This window comes from Streptomyces sp. NPDC020379 (assembly GCF_044387105.1).
In the GTDB taxonomy this organism is placed as follows: Bacteria; Actinomycetota; Actinomycetes; order Streptomycetales; family Streptomycetaceae; genus Streptomyces.
Genome location: NZ_JBIRVR010000024.1, coordinates 96,809 through 113,187, shown reverse-complemented (window position 1 = coordinate 113,187; position 16,379 = coordinate 96,809). Strand labels below are relative to the sequence as shown.

The following is a 16,379-nucleotide window of genomic DNA, read 5'->3' as shown; positions in this document are numbered from 1 at the left end:
CTCCTTCATCACAACGCAGAGTTCAGGATCACGAGGAAGACCGCCCCATACCCTGCAAACACTCCAAAGGGTGACCGCCGAGGTTAAGGAACAAGCTGACATGACGTCAAGAAGCCGTCCAACGGCCTGAGATGGCGTCTCGACGGCGGCACCATACCCCGCGGGGGGCCGCGCGGGAGGGGGCTGGGACGGGTGGGAATACGGTCCGGGAGCGTCCGGATACGACAAAGAGCCGGACCCAGTGGGACTGGGTCCGGCTCTTCGTTCTCGGCATCCGCCAAGCTCACATCCCAACTTCGGGAGGTGATCAGGCGAGTGCCCCCGGCAGGATTCGAACCTGCGCACACGGCTCCGGAGGCCGTTGCTCTATCCCCTGAGCTACGGGGGCGTGTCCGCCGCTTTTCGCGGCGACGGGAAGAACATTACCAGCTCCGGACGGGTGTCCCGCAACGTCGTTGGAGGTGGGGGCGAGGGGCGGTCGCCCGCACGGGGTGGAAGTGGGGAAAACCCGGACGCAGCGTGGCGGTCGCGCTTACTCTCGGGTTGTGCCTGGCTTGTCCGGCCGGGTCCTTGTCGTCGACGACAACAAGGTCATCCGGCAGCTGATCAGGGTCAACCTCGAGCTGGAGGGCTTCGAGGTCGTGACCGCGGCCGATGGTGCCGAGTGCCTGGAGATCGTGCACCGCGTGCGTCCCGACGTCGTGACCCTGGATGTCGTCATGCCCCGCCTCGACGGGCTGCTGACGGCCGCGCGGCTGCGGGCCGACGCCCGGACCCGGGACATACCGATCGCGATCATCAGCGCCTGCACCCAGCCGGAGGTCGACAGCGGGCGTTCCGCCGGGGTCGACGCCTTCCTGGCGAAGCCCTTCGAGCCGACGGAGATGATCCGGCTCGTACGGCGGCTGGTGCGGCACCGCAAGGGAGAGGGCGACGACGGGTTGCCGGGGGCCCCGGCCCCCGGGGACACGGGTTCCGTCCACAACGGGCGGCGGCGCGCGCCCACATCGGCCACCTCGAGACCGTCCGGCGACTGAGGAAGTGGCCCGGAGGACCGCCGCGTGAAGACGCCGCGTCCCACCTTCTGAAACCTGTTCGCCGAGCCTCCCCCCTTCTCGCCTAGGCTTGGCCCCGTGACCCCCGCCGATCTCTCCCGCACCGTTCTGCACACGGTGCGTCGTGCCGTCGAGGCCGATGAGCTGAGCGCCGTCGTGCCCGACCGGGTCACCGTGCGGGTCCCGCCCCGGCCGGGCTGCGGGGACTACGCCACCAACGTCGCCCTGCGGATCGCCCAGCAGAGCGGCCGGCCCGCCCCCGAGATCGCCGAGGTGCTGCGGCGCAGGCTCGCCGCCGAACCCGGCATCGCCCGGGTCGACATCGCCGGACCGGGCTTCCTCAACATCACTCTTGAGGGCGCTTCGCACGTCCGCCTCGTACGGGAGGTGCTCGACGGGGGAGCGGGCGGGGCACCGCGGGTCCTGCCCGAGCCGCCGCCCGAACTCGTACGCAGGCTCGGCGCCGACGCCGCCCGCTGGAGTCTCCTCTGCCCCCCGGGCCTCGACCGTGACCTGCTGCTCGTGCAGCGCGAGAGCAACCCCCTCTTCTGCGTCCGGTACGCCCACGCCCGCACCCGGGCCCTGCTGCGCAACGCCCGTGACCTGGGCTTCGGCCCCGAGCCGGGGGAGATGCCGGACGAGAGCGCGGCTGCCGTGCTCGCCGCCCTCGGCGACCATCCCCGCGTGAGCGCCACCCGCGCCCCCGACCGGCTCGCCCGCCACCTCGAACGTCTCGCCGACGCCTTCCTCCGCTGGCAGGCGGCGTGTCCCACGCTGCCGCGCGGTGACGAGAAACCCTTGGCCGTCCACCGCGCCCGACTGGCCCTCGCCGAGGCCACGGGCAAGGTGCTGGCCGACGGCCTCCACCAGCTCGGCATCACCGCACCCGCACACCTCTGAGGAGATCAGAGCCATGAGCCGTTCCGCACACCCCGCCGGGCCCCGCTACGCCGACGTGCTGCCCGAGGGCCACTATGCCGCGCCGCCCGCCGACCTCAACGCCCTGGACCCGCGCGTGTGGGCCCGTAACGTCACGCGGGACGCCGACGGCGTGGCCACCGTGGGCGGGATCAAGGTCACCGAGCTCGCCGAGGAGTTCGGGACACCCGCCTACTTCCTCGACGAGGACGACTTCCGGGCGCGCTGCCGCGCCTGGCGCGACGCCTTCGGCACCGAGGCGGACGTCTTCTACGCGGGCAAGGCGTTCCTCTCCCGCGCCGTCGTGCGCTGGCTGCACGAGGAGGGGCTCAACCTCGACGTCTGCTCCGCCGGCGAGCTGGCCACCGCCCTCGACGCGGGGATGCCGGCCGAGCGCATCGCGCTGCACGGCAACAACAAGTCCACCGAGGAGATCACCCGCGCCGTCGAGGCCGGGGTGGGCCGGATCGTCCTGGACTCCTTCCAGGAGATCGTCCGTGTCGCGCACATCGCCGAGCGGCTCGGCAAGCGCCAGCGCGTCCAGATCCGGGTGACCGTCGGCGTCGAGGCGCACACGCACGAATTCATCGCGACCGCCCACGAGGACCAGAAGTTCGGGCTCGCGCTCGCCGGGGGACGGGCCGCCGAGGCCGTCCGCCGCGCGCTCAAGCTCGACGGCCTGGAGCTCATCGGCATCCACTCCCACATCGGCTCGCAGATCTTCGACACCTCGGGCTTCGAGGTGGCCGCGCACCGCGTCGTGGGCCTGCTGAAGGACGTCCGCGACGAGCACGGCGTCGAGCTGCCCGAGATCGACCTCGGCGGCGGCCTCGGCATCGCCTACACCTCCGAGGACGACCCGCGCGAGCCGCACGAGATCGCCAGGGCGCTCCGCGACATCGTCACCCGCGAGTGCGCGGCCGCCGGGCTCGCCGTGCCGCGGCTGTCCGTGGAGCCGGGCCGCGCCATCGCCGGGCCGCCGTCCTTCACCCTCTACGAGGTCGGCACGGTCAAGGAACTGCCGGGCCTGCGCACATATGTGAGCGTGGACGGGGGCATGTCGGACAACATCCGCACCGCGCTCTACGACGCCGAGTACAGCGTCGCGCTGGTCTCCCGGGCCTCCACCGCCGAGCCGATGCTCTCCCGCGTCGTCGGCAAGCACTGCGAGTCCGGCGACATCATCGTGCGCGACGCCTTCCTCCCCGGTGACCTGGCCCCCGGCGACCTGCTCGCCGTGCCCGCGACCGGCGCCTACTGCCGCTCGATGGCCAGCAACTACAACCACGCGCTGCGCCCGCCGGTCGTCGCGGTCAAGGACGGCACGGCGCGCGTGATCGTCCGGCGGGAGACGGAAGAGGACCTCTTCCGGCTCGATGTCGGCTGACCGGGGCAGCGAATCCAGGTAAAAACGGAAGTAAAGATCTCGGATACTGGACGGGGGAGGGAATCCCCCGTCCAGTGAGTGAGACTGGTGTACCACCGAAGATGTACCGGGTTTAAGACGAGTGAGAAGCAGGGGTCGGATGATGCGTACGCGTCCGCTGAAAGTGGCGCTGCTGGGCTGTGGAGTGGTCGGCTCAGAGGTGGCGCGCATCATGACGACGCACGCGGACGACCTCACGGCGCGCATCGGCGCGCCCGTCGAGCTCGCGGGCATCGCCGTGCGCCGTCCGGGCCGGGTGCGTGCGGGGGTGCCGGAGGAGCTGATCACCACCGACGCCACCGCGCTCGTCAAGCGCGGTGACATCGATGTGGTCGTCGAGGTCATCGGCGGCATCGAGCCGGCCCGCACCCTGATCACCACCGCCTTCGAGCACGGCGCGAGCGTCGTGTCCGCCAACAAGGCGCTGCTCGCCGGGGACGGCGCGGCGCTGCACGCCGCGGCCGAGGCCCAGGGCGCGGACCTGTACTACGAGGCTGCCGTGGCCGGCGCCATCCCGCTCGTACGGCCGCTGCGCGAGTCCCTCGCGGGCGACAAGGTCAACCGCGTGCTCGGCATCGTCAACGGCACGACCAACTTCATCCTCGACAAGATGGACACCAGCGGCGCGGGCTACTCCGAGGCGCTGGACGAGGCCACCGCGCTCGGGTACGCGGAGGCCGACCCGACCGCCGACGTCGAGGGCTTCGACGCCGCCGCGAAGGCCGCGATCCTGGCCGGGATCGCGTTCCACACCCGTGTGCGCCTCGACGACGTCTATCGCGAGGGCATGACGGAGGTCACCGCCGCGGACTTCGCGTCCGCGAAGCAGATGGGCTGCACCATCAAGCTGCTCGCCATCTGCGAGCGCGCCGCCGACGGCAGGTCCGTCACCGCCCGCGTGCACCCGGCGATGATCCCGCTGAGCCACCCGCTGGCGTCGGTGCGCGAGGCGTACAACGCGGTGTTCGTGGAGGCCGAGGCGGCCGGTCAGCTGATGTTCTACGGGCCGGGCGCCGGCGGCTCGCCGACCGCGTCCGCGGTCCTCGGCGACCTTGTCGCCGTGTGCCGCAACAAGGTCGCGGAGACCACCGGACCCGGCGAATCCGCTTACACCCGGCTGCCCGTGAGCCCGATGGGCGATGTGGTCACGCGCTACCACATCAGCCTCGACGTGGCCGACAAGCCCGGTGTCCTGGCGCAGGTCGCCACGGTCTTCGCCGGGCACGACGTGTCGATCGACACGGTCCGCCAGACGGGCAAGGACGGCGAGGCGTCCCTCGTCGTCGTGACGCACCGGGCCCCCGACGCCGCCCTCTCGGCGACCGTCGAGGCGCTGCGCAAGCTGGACACGGTCCGTGGTGTCGCGAGCATCATGCGGGTCGAAGGCGAATAAGGGGAGCAACGAAGCAATGTCTGCCAACAACGGTCCGCGGAGGACCTCCGGCACCCATCAGTGGCGCGGCATCATCGAGGAGTACCGCGACCGGCTCCCCGTCTCGGCCGACACGCCGGTCGTCACCCTGCGCGAGGGCGGCACGCCGCTCGTCCCCGCCCAGGTGCTCTCGGAGCGCACCGGGTGTGACGTCCATCTCAAGGTCGAGGGCGCCAACCCCACCGGGTCCTTCAAGGACCGCGGGATGACCATGGCCATCACCCGGGCCAAGGAGGAGGGCGCCAAGGCCGTCATCTGCGCCTCCACCGGCAATACCTCCGCCTCGGCCGCCGCCTACGCCGTACGCGCCGGGATGGTCTGCGCCGTCCTGGTGCCGCAGGGCAAGATCGCGCTGGGCAAGATGGGCCAGGCGCTGGTGCACGGCGCGCGCATCCTCCAGGTCGACGGCAATTTCGACGACTGTCTGACGCTGGCGCGCGGGCTGTCCGAGAAGTACCCCGTCGCACTCGTCAACTCCGTGAACCCGGTGCGGATCGAGGGCCAGAAGACCGCCGCCTTCGAGATCGTGGACGCGCTCGGCGACGCGCCCGACATCCACGTCCTGCCGGTCGGCAACGCGGGCAACATCACGGCCTACTGGCGCGGTTACCGCGAGTACGCCACGGACGGGATCGCCGCCCGCAGGCCCCGGATGTGGGGTTTCCAGGCGTCCGGCTCCGCGCCCATCGTGCGCGGCGAGCCGGTCAAGGACCCGCACACCATCGCCACCGCGATCCGCATCGGCAACCCCGCCTCGTGGCAGTTCGCCGAGCAGGCGCGCGACGAATCGGGCGGCCTCATCGACGAGGTGACCGACCGACAGATCCTGGCCGCCTACCGCCTGTTGGCCTCGCAGGAGGGCGTCTTCGTCGAGCCGGCCTCGGCCGCGAGCGTCGCCGGTCTGCTCAAGGCCGCCGAACAGGGCCTGGTGGACCCCGGTCAGCGCATCGTCTGCACGGTCACCGGCAACGGCCTCAAGGACCCCGACTGGGCGGTGGCGGGCGCCCCGCAGCCGACCACCGTGCCGGTGGACGCGGACGCCGCCGCCGAGCGCCTCGGCCTGGCCTGACGTCACGGTCCGCGGCCCGGCCCCGGATCGCTGCCCGTTTGTTCCTCCGTACCGCCGGACGGGCCGGATTGACCGGATTCCTTCATTCCGGGAAAACCCGTCCGGCGTGGGCGACGCGCCTCCCATGCCCTATGTCGCCGCTGAACCTTCCTTCGATAGGCTGTACTCACTCCGCCCCGTCGCAGACCCCCGCCGTCACCGCGCGGCATCTCGTCGCGGCCCTTGCGGACGTTGCACGCCCTACCGAGGCCACACCAAGGAGAGTCATCGAGCGATGGCCGGTCCCGCCTTCCGCGCCGCCGCTGTCCGCGTGCGCACCCCCGCCACCAGCGCGAACCTCGGCCCCGGCTTCGACGCCCTGGGCCTGTCGCTGGGGCTCTACGACGACGTCGTGGTCCGGGTGGCCGAATCCGGGCTGCATATCGACATCGCGGGCGAGGGCGCCGAGAGCCTTCCGCGCGACGAGAGCCACCTGCTCGTGCGGTCCCTGCGCACCGCCTTCGACCTGCTCGGCGGCCAGCCGCGCGGCCTGGAGGTCGTCTGTGCCAACAGGATCCCGCACGGCCGGGGCCTGGGCTCGTCGTCCGCCGCCATCTGCGCGGGCATAGTCGCCGCCCGCGCCGTGACGATAGGCGGGGCCGAGAAGCTCGACGACGCGGCGCTGCTGGAGCTCGCCACGGAGATCGAGGGCCACCCGGACAACGTCGCGGCCTGCCTGCTCGGCGGATTCACCCTGGCGTGGATGGAGTCGGGCGTGGCACGGGCCATTCGGATGGACCCCTCGGATTCCATCGTTCCGGTGGTCTTCGTCCCGGCGAAGCCCGTACTGACCGAGACCGCGCGCGGGCTGCTGCCGCGCAGCGTCCCCCATGTGGACGCCGCGGCGAACGCCGGGCGCGCGGCGCTGCTCGTCGAGGCGCTGACCAGGCGCCCCGAGCTGCTGCTCGCGGCCACCGAGGACCGGCTCCACCAGGAGTACCGGGCCCCGGCGATGCCCGAGAGCGTGGCCCTGGTCAACCGACTGCGCGCGGACGGCGTCCCCGCGGTCATCTCCGGCGCGGGCCCCACGGTGCTCGCGCTGGCCGAGAACGGTGCGGCCGCCCAGGTCGCACGACTGGCGGGTGAGGGGTGGGCGGCCAACCGGCTGGCCCTCGACGCCGGGGGGACGAGTGTGCTTCCGCTCGCCTGACCAGCGCGGAGCCTGGCATGACCCGGGACCCGCGAAAAATAGCGGTTGCCGGTCTTTGAGAGGGGGAATGTTTGTGGGATCCGGTAGTGTTAACCTCAAGTCTGCACTCGAAGCCACATCGGCTCGGTGCTCTGTGTCCCGATCAGGGACCGCTTTTCTTCCGGGAGCCTCCCAAACTGCCTGAGCAGCCTGCCTGAGCAGATTCGAGCACGCTCCGGAATCGGCGTGGGCGACATGAGTGAAGTTGATGCGTCATGTCTTCACCTCATTTCTTCACGCCGGAACCAATGAACTGATTCTTCCGCCGTACCGGCGGACCACCGCCCCGGCCCGGTCCGCACAGCCAGACCGCAGCCGGACAGCACAACCGGTCGCCGAGCCAGACAGGCCGACGCCCGCTCCAGGGAAGGACCCCTTCGTGAGCGACACCACCGATCTGATGGGCGTGACCGCCTCCGGCACTGCCAGCAGTGCCGGCGGCAATGCCGCCGCGCCCGCCACGGACGCTCCCGCCGCGCCTGCCACCGGTGCTGCCACTGCCCCCAAGCGGCGACGCTCGGGCACGGGCCTCGACGCCATGGTGCTGGCGGAGCTCCAGCAGCTCGCCTCCGGCCTCGGCATCAAGGGCACCGCGCGGATGCGCAAAGGCCAGCTGATCGAGGTCATCAAGGAGAAGCAGGCCGGCTCCGCCGCGCCCGCCAAGGCCACGGCCGCCGAGCCCGCCAAGGCGGCGTCCGACACCGAGACCAAGCCCAAGCGCCGCGCCACCTCCAAGGCGCGTACGGGTGAGTCGGCCGCGGCCGACAAGGCCGAGAAGCCCGCCGAGAAGGCCGCCACGCAGCAGCAGATCGAGATTCCCGGTCAGCCGAGCAGCGATGAGCAGCCGGCCGGCGAGCGCCGCCGCCGTCGGGCCACCGCGCCCTCGGGCAGCCCCGAGCAGGCCGTCGAGGCCAAGGCCGAGGCGCGCGCCGACGAGCGGGCCGAGACCGCGGCGGACACCGCCGAGGGCAAGGCCGTCAAGACCGGCGAGCGCGGCGACCGCGGCCAGAAGGGCGAGCGCCGTGACCGCGGCGAGCGCGGCCAGCGGGGCGAGCGCGGTGACCGTGGCGAGCGCGGTGAGCGCGGCGACCGCGACCGCCGTGGCAACCGCGGCGAGGACGCCGGCCAGCAGGGCGGCAACCGCCAGCAGCGCGACAACCGTGGCGCGCCGCAGGGCCCCCAGGGCGGCCCGCAGGACGAGGACGACTTCGAGGGTGGCCGCCGCGGCCGCCGCGGCCGCTACCGCGACCGCCGTGGCCGTCGTGGCCGTGACGACTTCGGCAACGAGCCGCAGGTCTCGGACGACGACGTCCTGATCCCCGTCGCGGGCATTCTGGACATCCTCGACAACTACGCCTTCATCCGGACCTCCGGCTACCTCCCCGGTCCGAACGACGTCTACGTCTCCCTCGCCCAGGTCCGCAAGAACGGCCTGCGCAAGGGTGACCACGTCACCGGCGCGGTGCGGCAGCCGAAGGACGGCGAGCGGCGCGAGAAGTTCAACGCCCTTGTCCGTCTGGACTCGGTGAACGGCATGGCGCCCGAAACCGGGCGCGGTCGGCCGGAGTTCAACAAGCTCACCCCGCTCTACCCCCAGGACCGCCTGCGGTTGGAGACCGACCCGGGTGTGCTGACGACCCGGATCGTCGACCTGGTCGCGCCGATCGGCAAGGGCCAGCGCGGTCTGATCGTGGCCCCGCCGAAGACCGGCAAGACCATGATCATGCAGGCGATCGCCAACGCGATCACCGTCAACAACCCCGAGTGCCACCTGATGGTCGTCCTGGTCGACGAGCGTCCGGAAGAGGTCACCGACATGCAGCGGTCGGTCAAGGGCGAGGTCATCTCCTCGACCTTCGACCGCCCGGCCGAGGACCACACCACCGTCGCCGAGCTGGCCATCGAGCGCGCCAAGCGCCTCGTGGAGCTGGGTCACGACGTGGTCGTCCTGCTGGACTCGATCACCCGTCTGGGCCGCGCCTACAACCTGGCCGCCCCGGCCTCGGGCCGCATCCTCTCCGGTGGTGTCGACTCGACCGCGCTCTACCCGCCGAAGAAGTTCTTCGGCGCGGCGCGCAACATCGAGGACGGCGGCTCGCTGACCATCCTGGCCACCGCGCTCGTCGAGACCGGCTCGCGCATGGACGAGGTGATCTTCGAGGAGTTCAAGGGCACCGGCAACATGGAGCTCAAGCTCGACCGGAAGCTCGCCGACAAGCGCATCTTCCCGGCCGTCGACGTGGACGCCTCCGGCACCCGCAAGGAGGAGATCCTCCTGGGCGGCGAGGAGCTGGCCATCGTCTGGAAGCTCCGCCGGGTGCTGCACGCGCTCGACTCGCAGCAGGCCATCGAGCTGCTTCTCGACAAGATGAAGCAGACGAAGTCCAACGCCGAGTTCCTGATGCAGATCGCGAAGACCACGCCCTCCTCGGGCAACGGCAACGACTGATCGCGGCAGCTCGGCGCACGGGCCCTCCCCGCCACCGGCGGGGAGGGCCCGTGCCTTTCGTTATCCGCTTGTGATCTTCTGAGATCTGCGTCACGGGACCGCCGCCCGGACCTGGCCGGAACCGGACCCCCGCGAATGACCGAAACCGCAGGTGGCGGTAGGCGAAGCGGGTGGCTGTAGGGGCCACTGGTCTGAGCTTTTCTAAGAAGGTCCTCAGATCGCGCTGTGCAACCCTGACGCAGACTTCCCCGTCAACCAGCAAGGGGTAGACAGACACCGAAGGACTGAGGAGCGCATGGGCGACGACAGCAGGGGTACGCCGACGGGTTCGCACCGCCGCCGTGCCGGTGGTGGGCGTGGCCGGCGCCGCAAGGTCCGTGCCCGCCGCAGGGGCTGGCGAATAGCCGCGTGGACGACGGCCGGTGTGGTCGTCGCCGGAGGCGCGGGCGCCGGTTTCCTCTACTTCAAGTTCAACGGCAACCTCAACAGCGTCGACATCAACGCGGCGCTGGGCAAGAACCGCCCGGAGAACATCGACAACGGCTCGCAGGACATCCTCGTCCTCGGCTCCGACTCCCGCGCCGGCGCCAACGGCAAGTACGGCCGCGACGAGGGCAGCTCCCGCTCCGACACGGCGATGATCGTCCACGTCTACGCGGGTCACAAGAAGGCCAGCGTCGTGAGCATCCCGCGCGACACGATCGTGCCGCGGCCGCAGTGCAGGACACCGGACGGCAAGACCAGCCCGGCCGTCAAGCGCGCGCAGTTCAACGACGCGTACTCGGTGGGCGGCGCCGCCTGCGCGGTCGCCACGGTCGAGCAGATGACCAACATCCGCATGGACCACTATCTGGAGGTCGACTTCTCCGGCTTCCAGAAGCTGATCGACAAGCTCGGCGGGGTGCAGGTCACCACCACCAAGCCCATCCGCGACAACTTCAGCCACCTGAACCTCGCCGCGGGCACCCACACCCTCAACGGTGAGCAGTCCCTCGGTCTCGTACGGACCCGGCACGGCGTCGGCGACGGCAGCGACCTCGGCCGGATCAAGCTCCAGCAGGCGTTCATCAAGGCGCTGCTGGACCAGGTCAAGCACGTGGGCGTCTTCACCAACCCCGCCAAGCTCTACGGGATCGCGGACACCGCCACCAAGGCGCTCACCACCGACTCCGAGCTCAACTCGATCGACAAGCTCTACTCGTTCTCGAACGGGCTCAAGGGCATCGGCTCCGGGGACATGCACATGGTGACGCTGCCGGTCGGCGACGACCCCGTCGACAAGAACCGCGTGATCCCGCTCGCGGAGGCGTCCCAGCAGCTCTGGACCGCCCTGCGCAACGACCAGCCGATCCCGGACTCCGCCGTCAAGGACGGCGCGGGGGCCAAAACCGAGGCCGACGACGTCGTGAAATGACGCCGTCGTGGAACAAGGCCCCGACGGCCCGCGGGACCCGCTGGAATAACCGGCCGCCACCTCTCGTTTTGGGGGATACGGCCAGTGCTGGCAAACTGGTACGTCGGCCCCGGTTCACGTAAGGCAATCCCGCCTCTGCGACCCGGTGCCCTCCCGAACCTAGGAGATCCCCTTGAAGCGCGAAATCCACCCGGATTACGTCGAGACCCAGGTCAGCTGCACCTGTGGCGCCTCGTTCACCACGCGTAGCACCGTCGCGGACGGCACCATCCGTGCCGACGTGTGCTCCGAGTGCCACCCGTTCTACACGGGCAAGCAGAAGATCCTCGACACCGGTGGCCGTGTGGCGCGGTTCGAGGCCCGCTACGGCGCGAAGAAGTAGCGACCCGCAGGCGCCGGTCCTCGGTCGCCCTCGTTGCGAGGGTGACCGGACCGGCGCTTTGTCGTCCAGCAGGCCCGTCACTTCCGCTGAAGGAATCTTGATGTTCGAGGCAGTCGAGGAACTGATCGGCGAGCACGCCGACCTCGAGAAGCGGCTCGCCGACCCCGCCGTGCACGCGGACCAGGCGAACGCCCGAAAGCTCAACAAGCGCTATGCCGAGCTGACCCCGATCGTCGGGACGTACCGCTCCTGGAAGCAGACCGGCGAGGACATCGCGACCGCGCGCGAGTTCGCGGCCGACGACCCCGACTTCGCCGCCGAGGTCAAGGACCTGGAGAAGCAGCGCGAGCAGCTCACCGAGAAGCTCCGGCTGCTGCTGGTCCCGCGCGACCCCAGCGACGACAAGGACGTCATCCTCGAGGTCAAGGCGGGCGCGGGCGGCGACGAGTCCGCGCTCTTCGCGGGCGACCTGCTGCGGATGTACCTCCGCTACGCCGAGCGCGTGGGCTGGAAGACCGAGATCATCGACTCCACCGAGTCGGAGCTGGGCGGCTACAAGGACGTCCAGGTCGCCGTGAAGACCAAGGGCGGGCAGGGCGCCACCGAGCCCGGCCAGGGCGTCTGGGCCCGGCTGAAGTACGAGGGCGGCGTCCACCGCGTCCAGCGCGTGCCCGCCACCGAGTCCCAGGGCCGGATCCACACCTCCGCCGCCGGCGTGCTCGTCACGCCCGAGGCCGAGGAGATCGACGTCGAGATCCACGCCAACGACCTGCGCATCGACGTCTACCGCTCGTCGGGCCCCGGCGGCCAGTCCGTCAACACCACGGACTCCGCCGTCCGCATCACGCACCTGCCGACCGGCATCGTGGCCTCCTGCCAGAACGAGAAGAGCCAGCTCCAGAACAAGGAGCAGGCCCTGCGCATCCTGCGGTCCCGGCTGCTCGCCGCCGCCCAGGAGGAGGCCGAGAAGAACGCCGCGGACGCCCGCCGCAGCCAGGTCCGCACCGTGGACCGCTCCGAAAAGATCCGGACGTACAACTTCCCCGAAAACCGCATCTCGGACCACCGGGTCGGCTTCAAGGCGTACAACTTGGACCAGGTGCTCGACGGCGACCTGGACGCGGTGATCCAGGCGTGCGTCGACGCGGACTCGGCGGCGAAGCTCGCCGACGCGAGCTGACCCGAGGAACCGAGCGCCGGACGGGCCGGCCCCGGCCTGTCCCGGCGATGGAACGACCGTAACGAACGCGCGAGAGGACCACTGTGAATCTGCTGCTCGCCGAGGTGGCGCAAGCCACTCAGCGGCTGGCCGACGCCGGCGTACCTTCTCCGCGCTTCGACGCGGAGGAGCTCGCCGCCTTCGTCCACGGCGTCAAGCGGGGTGAGCTGCACAATGTGGCGGACGCCGACTTCGACGCCCGCTACTGGGAGGCCGTCGCCCGCCGCGAGGCCCGCGAACCGCTCCAGCACATCACCGGCCGCGCCTTCTTCCGCTACCTGGAGCTCCAGGTCGGCCCCGGCGTCTTCGTGCCCCGCCCCGAGACCGAGTCGGTCGTCGGCTGGGCCATAGACGCCGTGCGCGCCATGGACGTCGTCGAGCCCCTCATCGTCGACCTGTGCACCGGCTCCGGGGCCATCGCCCTCGCCCTCGCCCAGGAGGTGCCGCGCTCGCGCGTGCACGCCGTCGAGCTCGACGAGGGCGCCCTCGGCTGGGCCCGCAAGAATGTCGAGGGCTCGCGCGTCACCCTGCACCACGGCAACGCCCTCACCGCGCTCCCCGAGCTCGACGGCCAGGTCGACCTGGTGATCTCCAACCCGCCGTACATCCCGCTCACCGAGTGGGAGTACGTCGCCCCCGAGGCCCGCGACCACGACCCCGAGCTCGCGCTCTTCTCCGGCGAGGACGGCCTCGACACCATCCGCGGCATCGAGCGCACCGCCCACCGGCTGCTGCGCCCGGGCGGCGTCGTCGTCATCGAGCACGCCGACACCCAGGGCGGCCAGGTGCCGTGGATCTTCACCGAGGAGCGGGGCTGGGCCGACGCGGCCGACCACCCCGACCTCAACAACCGGCCGCGGTTCGCCACCGCCCGGAAGGCGATGCCGTGAGCACGGCACCCCGCACTCTTGTCCTGTTTTTTCCGCACGAGGAGGTCTCGTAGATGGCACGGCGATACGACTGCAGCGACGCGACCGACCGTAAGACCGGTCTGCGCGAGGCCGTCGCCGCGGTCCGCCGCGGTGAGCTGGTCGTGCTGCCCACCGACACGGTGTACGGCATCGGTGCGGACGCCTTCAGCCGGGACGCCGTGGGCGACCTCCTGGAGGCCAAGGGCCGCGGCCGGGGCATGCCCTCGCCCGTCCTGATCGGCTCCCCGAACACCCTGCACGGGCTCGTCACGGACTTCTCCGAGCAGGCGTGGGAGCTCGTCGACGCCTTCTGGCCCGGCGCGCTCACCCTCGTCGCCACCCACCAGCCGTCGCTGACCTGGGACCTGGGGGAGACCCGCGGCACCGTCGCGGTCCGGATGCCGCTGCACCCGGTCGCCATCGAGCTGCTCACCGAGTTCGGCCCGATGGCCGTCTCCAGCGCCAACCTCACCGGTCACCCGGCGCCGCAGGACTGCGACGCCGCCCAGGGCATGCTCGGCGACTCCGTCTCCGTCTACCTCGACGGCGGGCCCACCCCCGCCGACGTGCCGTCCTCCATCGTGGACGTCACCGGCAAGGTCCCCGTCCTGCTGCGCGCCGGTGCCATCAGCGCCGAGCAGCTCCGCGAGGTAGTACCCGACCTCGAGGTGGCGAATTGATCGCCCCGCAGGGGCGTGGCATAGCGGGACCGGGCACGGACAGTTCCACCGACACCTTCCGCATCCTCCACGTCAGCACCGGCAACGTCTGCCGCTCGCCCATCACCGAGCGGCTGACCCGCCATGCCCTCTCCGACCGCCTCGGCGACCCCTTCGCGGGCGGCCTGGTGGTGGAGAGCGCGGGCACCTGGGGCCACGAGGGCGCCCCGATGGAGGCGCACGCCGCCACCGTCCTGGCCGACCTCGGCGCGGACCCGCACGGCTTCATCGGCCGTGAGCTCCTGGACGAGCACGTCATCCGTGCCGACCTGGTGCTCACCGCCACCCGTGACCACCGCGCCCAGGTCATCTCCATGGGCCACTCGGCGGGCCTGCGCACCTTCACCCTGAAGGAGTTCACCCGGCTCGTGCGGGCCATAGACCCCGCGACCCTCCCGGACCCCGAGCGGGCCGGCGGGGTGATCGACCGCGCCCGCGCCCTGGTGCAGGCCGCGGCCGCGCTGCGCGGCTGGCTGCTGGCGCCCAACGCGGAGGCCGACGAGGTCCACGACCCCTACGGCGCCCCCATCACCTTCTTCCGCTCCATCGGCGACGAGATCAACCAGGCGCTCGACCCGGTCCTCACCGCCCTCACCGGGGTACCGGGCCGCCCCTGAGGCGCGGCCCCGCCGGAACGGGCCGTTCCGGGACGGCCTTCCGGAATCGCGCGGGAATTGCCGGAACGTGCCGGGATAATCGGCGGAAAGCCGGGCATCCGGGACAGCGCGGGCCTACATTGGTGCTGAACCCATCGCACCGCACAGGTCGGAGTCCGCGATGTCCACCCCACTGCCCACCCAGGGCGTCAGCGCGGCGGCGGCCACCGGCGCCGCGGCACCGGAGACGCCACGCGGCGACCGGTCCACCGGCCTGGACGCGCTGACGCGGCAGGACCCGGAGATCGCCGGCCTCCTCCTCGGCGAGGCCGACCGGCAGGCCGGGTGCCTCCAGCTCGTCGCCGCCGAGAACTTCACCTCGCCCGCCGTCCTCGCCGCCCTCGGCTCCCCGCTCGCCAACAAATACGCCGAGGGATACCCCGGCGCCCGCCACCACGGCGGCTGCGAAGTGGTCGACCTCGTCGAACGCACCGCCGTCGAGCGCGCCAAGGCGCTCTTCGGCGCCGAGCACGCCAACGTCCAGCCGCACTCCGGCTCCTCCGCCGTCCTCGCCGCCTACGCGGCCCTGCTGCGCCCCGGCGACACCGTGCTCGCCATGGGCCTCCCGCACGGCGGCCACCTCACCCATGGCTCTCCGGCGAACTTCTCCGGCCGCTGGTTCCACTTCGTCGGCTACGGGGTGCGCCGCGACACCGGCCTGATCGACTACGACCAGGTGCGCGCCCTCGCCCGCGAGCACCGCCCCCAGGCGATCGTCTGCGGCTCGATCTCCTACCCCCGCCACCCCGACTACGCCGCCTTCCGGGAGATCGCCGACGACGTGGGCGCCTACCTCATCGCCGACGCCGCCCACCCCATCGGCCTGATCGCCGGGGGAGCGGCGCCCAGCCCGGTGCCGTACGCCGACGTCGTCTGCGCCACCACCCACAAGGTGCTGCGCGGGCCGCGCGGCGGGCTGATCCTGTGCCGGGCGGGACTGGCGGGCCGGATCGACCGCGCGGTCTTCCCCTTCACGCAGGGCGGGGCGCAGATGCACACCGTCGCGGCCAAGGCCGTGGCCTTCGGCGAGGCCGCGACCCCGGCCTTCACCGCGTACGCCCACCAAGTCGTGGCCAACGCTCGCCTCCTCGCCGCCGCGCTGGCCGCTGAGGGCGTCGCTGTGACCACGGGAGGCACCGACACCCACATCGTCACCGGCGACGTCTCCGCGCTCGCCCTGGACGCCCTCACGGCCCGCGCCCGGCTCGCCGCCGCGGGCATCGTCCTGGACATCTGCGGCCTGCCCCACGGCACCGCGCACGGCCTGCGGCTGGGCACCGCCGCGGTGACCACCCAGGGCATGCGCGAGCCGGAGATGGCCCGGATCGCCGTGCTGCTCGGCGCGGCGCTGGGACCAGGCGGCCCGGCCGGCGGGGCACGCGCGGCGGTCACCGAGCTGGTGCGGGCCTTCCCTCCTTATCCCGGTCACACCTGAGGGCCTTATCCCGGCCACACCTGAGGGCTGCAACCATCTCGGGACGGCCATTCGTCTACGCCTGTA

14 protein-coding genes and 1 tRNA gene are annotated in these 16,379 nt (G+C 71.6%); 14 read left to right on the top strand and 1 reads right to left on the bottom strand.

The window, feature by feature from the left end:
• Window positions 1-316: 316 nt before the first annotated feature.
• Window positions 317-388 (bottom strand) — tRNA-Arg (locus ACH427_RS26905).
• 109 nt (window positions 389-497) lie between these two features.
• Between ACH427_RS26905 and ACH427_RS26900 the strand changes: the two genes are divergently transcribed.
• From ACH427_RS26900 to glyA, 14 genes are all read left to right on the top strand, one after another.
• Window positions 498-1,037 carry a PleD family two-component system response regulator gene (locus ACH427_RS26900; protein ID WP_398873390.1) on the top strand — a complete coding sequence of 180 codons (540 nt, stop codon included), beginning with the start codon at window positions 498-500 and terminating at the stop codon, window positions 1,035-1,037.
• A 96-nt stretch (window positions 1,038-1,133) separates the two neighbouring features.
• A complete protein-coding gene (gene nrtL / locus ACH427_RS26895) occupies window positions 1,134-1,955 on the top strand; it encodes an ArgS-related anticodon-binding protein NrtL (protein ID WP_398873388.1) in 822 nt (273 codons plus the stop codon).
• 13 nt (window positions 1,956-1,968) lie between these two features.
• Entirely contained in the window at window positions 1,969-3,360 is a 1,392-nt protein-coding gene (lysA, locus tag ACH427_RS26890; protein ID WP_398873386.1) for a diaminopimelate decarboxylase, read from the top strand.
• Window positions 3,361-3,499: 139 nt separating this feature from the next.
• Entirely contained in the window at window positions 3,500-4,792 is a 1,293-nt protein-coding gene (locus ACH427_RS26885) for a homoserine dehydrogenase (protein ID WP_398873384.1), read from the top strand.
• A gap of 16 nt (window positions 4,793-4,808) precedes the next feature.
• A complete protein-coding gene (gene thrC / locus ACH427_RS26880) occupies window positions 4,809-5,900 on the top strand; it encodes a threonine synthase (RefSeq protein ID WP_398873382.1) in 1,092 nt (363 codons plus the stop codon).
• Window positions 5,901-6,174: 274 nt separating this feature from the next.
• Complete coding sequence (gene thrB, locus ACH427_RS26875) at window positions 6,175-7,089, top strand: homoserine kinase (RefSeq protein WP_398873380.1); 915 nt, start codon at window positions 6,175-6,177, stop codon at window positions 7,087-7,089.
• A gap of 418 nt (window positions 7,090-7,507) precedes the next feature.
• The gene (gene rho / locus ACH427_RS26870; RefSeq protein WP_398873378.1) at window positions 7,508-9,577 is read left to right on the top strand and encodes a transcription termination factor Rho; all 2,070 of its coding nucleotides are present in this window, start codon (window positions 7,508-7,510) and stop codon (window positions 9,575-9,577) included.
• A gap of 295 nt (window positions 9,578-9,872) precedes the next feature.
• A complete protein-coding gene (locus ACH427_RS26865; RefSeq protein ID WP_398873376.1) occupies window positions 9,873-10,991 on the top strand; it encodes an LCP family protein in 1,119 nt (372 codons plus the stop codon).
• Between the two features lie 172 nt (window positions 10,992-11,163).
• A complete protein-coding gene (gene rpmE, locus ACH427_RS26860; RefSeq protein WP_361527219.1) occupies window positions 11,164-11,373 on the top strand; it encodes a 50S ribosomal protein L31 in 210 nt (69 codons plus the stop codon).
• 100 nt (window positions 11,374-11,473) lie between these two features.
• Window positions 11,474-12,553, top strand: coding sequence for a peptide chain release factor 1 (gene prfA, locus ACH427_RS26855; protein WP_366003345.1), 1,080 nt, complete (start codon window positions 11,474-11,476; stop codon window positions 12,551-12,553).
• Between the two features lie 83 nt (window positions 12,554-12,636).
• Window positions 12,637-13,482, top strand: coding sequence for a peptide chain release factor N(5)-glutamine methyltransferase (gene prmC, locus ACH427_RS26850; protein ID WP_361527223.1), 846 nt, complete (start codon window positions 12,637-12,639; stop codon window positions 13,480-13,482).
• 53 nt (window positions 13,483-13,535) lie between these two features.
• Window positions 13,536-14,183 (top strand): L-threonylcarbamoyladenylate synthase, encoded by a 648-nt coding sequence (locus ACH427_RS26845; RefSeq protein ID WP_398873372.1) that lies wholly within the window; start codon window positions 13,536-13,538, stop codon window positions 14,181-14,183.
• Window positions 14,180-14,839 (top strand): protein-tyrosine-phosphatase, encoded by a 660-nt coding sequence (locus ACH427_RS26840; RefSeq protein WP_398873370.1) that lies wholly within the window; start codon window positions 14,180-14,182, stop codon window positions 14,837-14,839. Before ACH427_RS26845 ends, ACH427_RS26840 begins: the two co-directional genes overlap by 4 nt.
• A 160-nt stretch (window positions 14,840-14,999) precedes the next feature.
• Window positions 15,000-16,313, top strand: a complete 1,314-nt coding sequence (glyA, locus tag ACH427_RS26835; protein ID WP_398873368.1) for a serine hydroxymethyltransferase — start codon at window positions 15,000-15,002, stop codon at window positions 16,311-16,313.
• The last annotated feature ends 66 nt before the right edge of the window (window positions 16,314-16,379 follow it).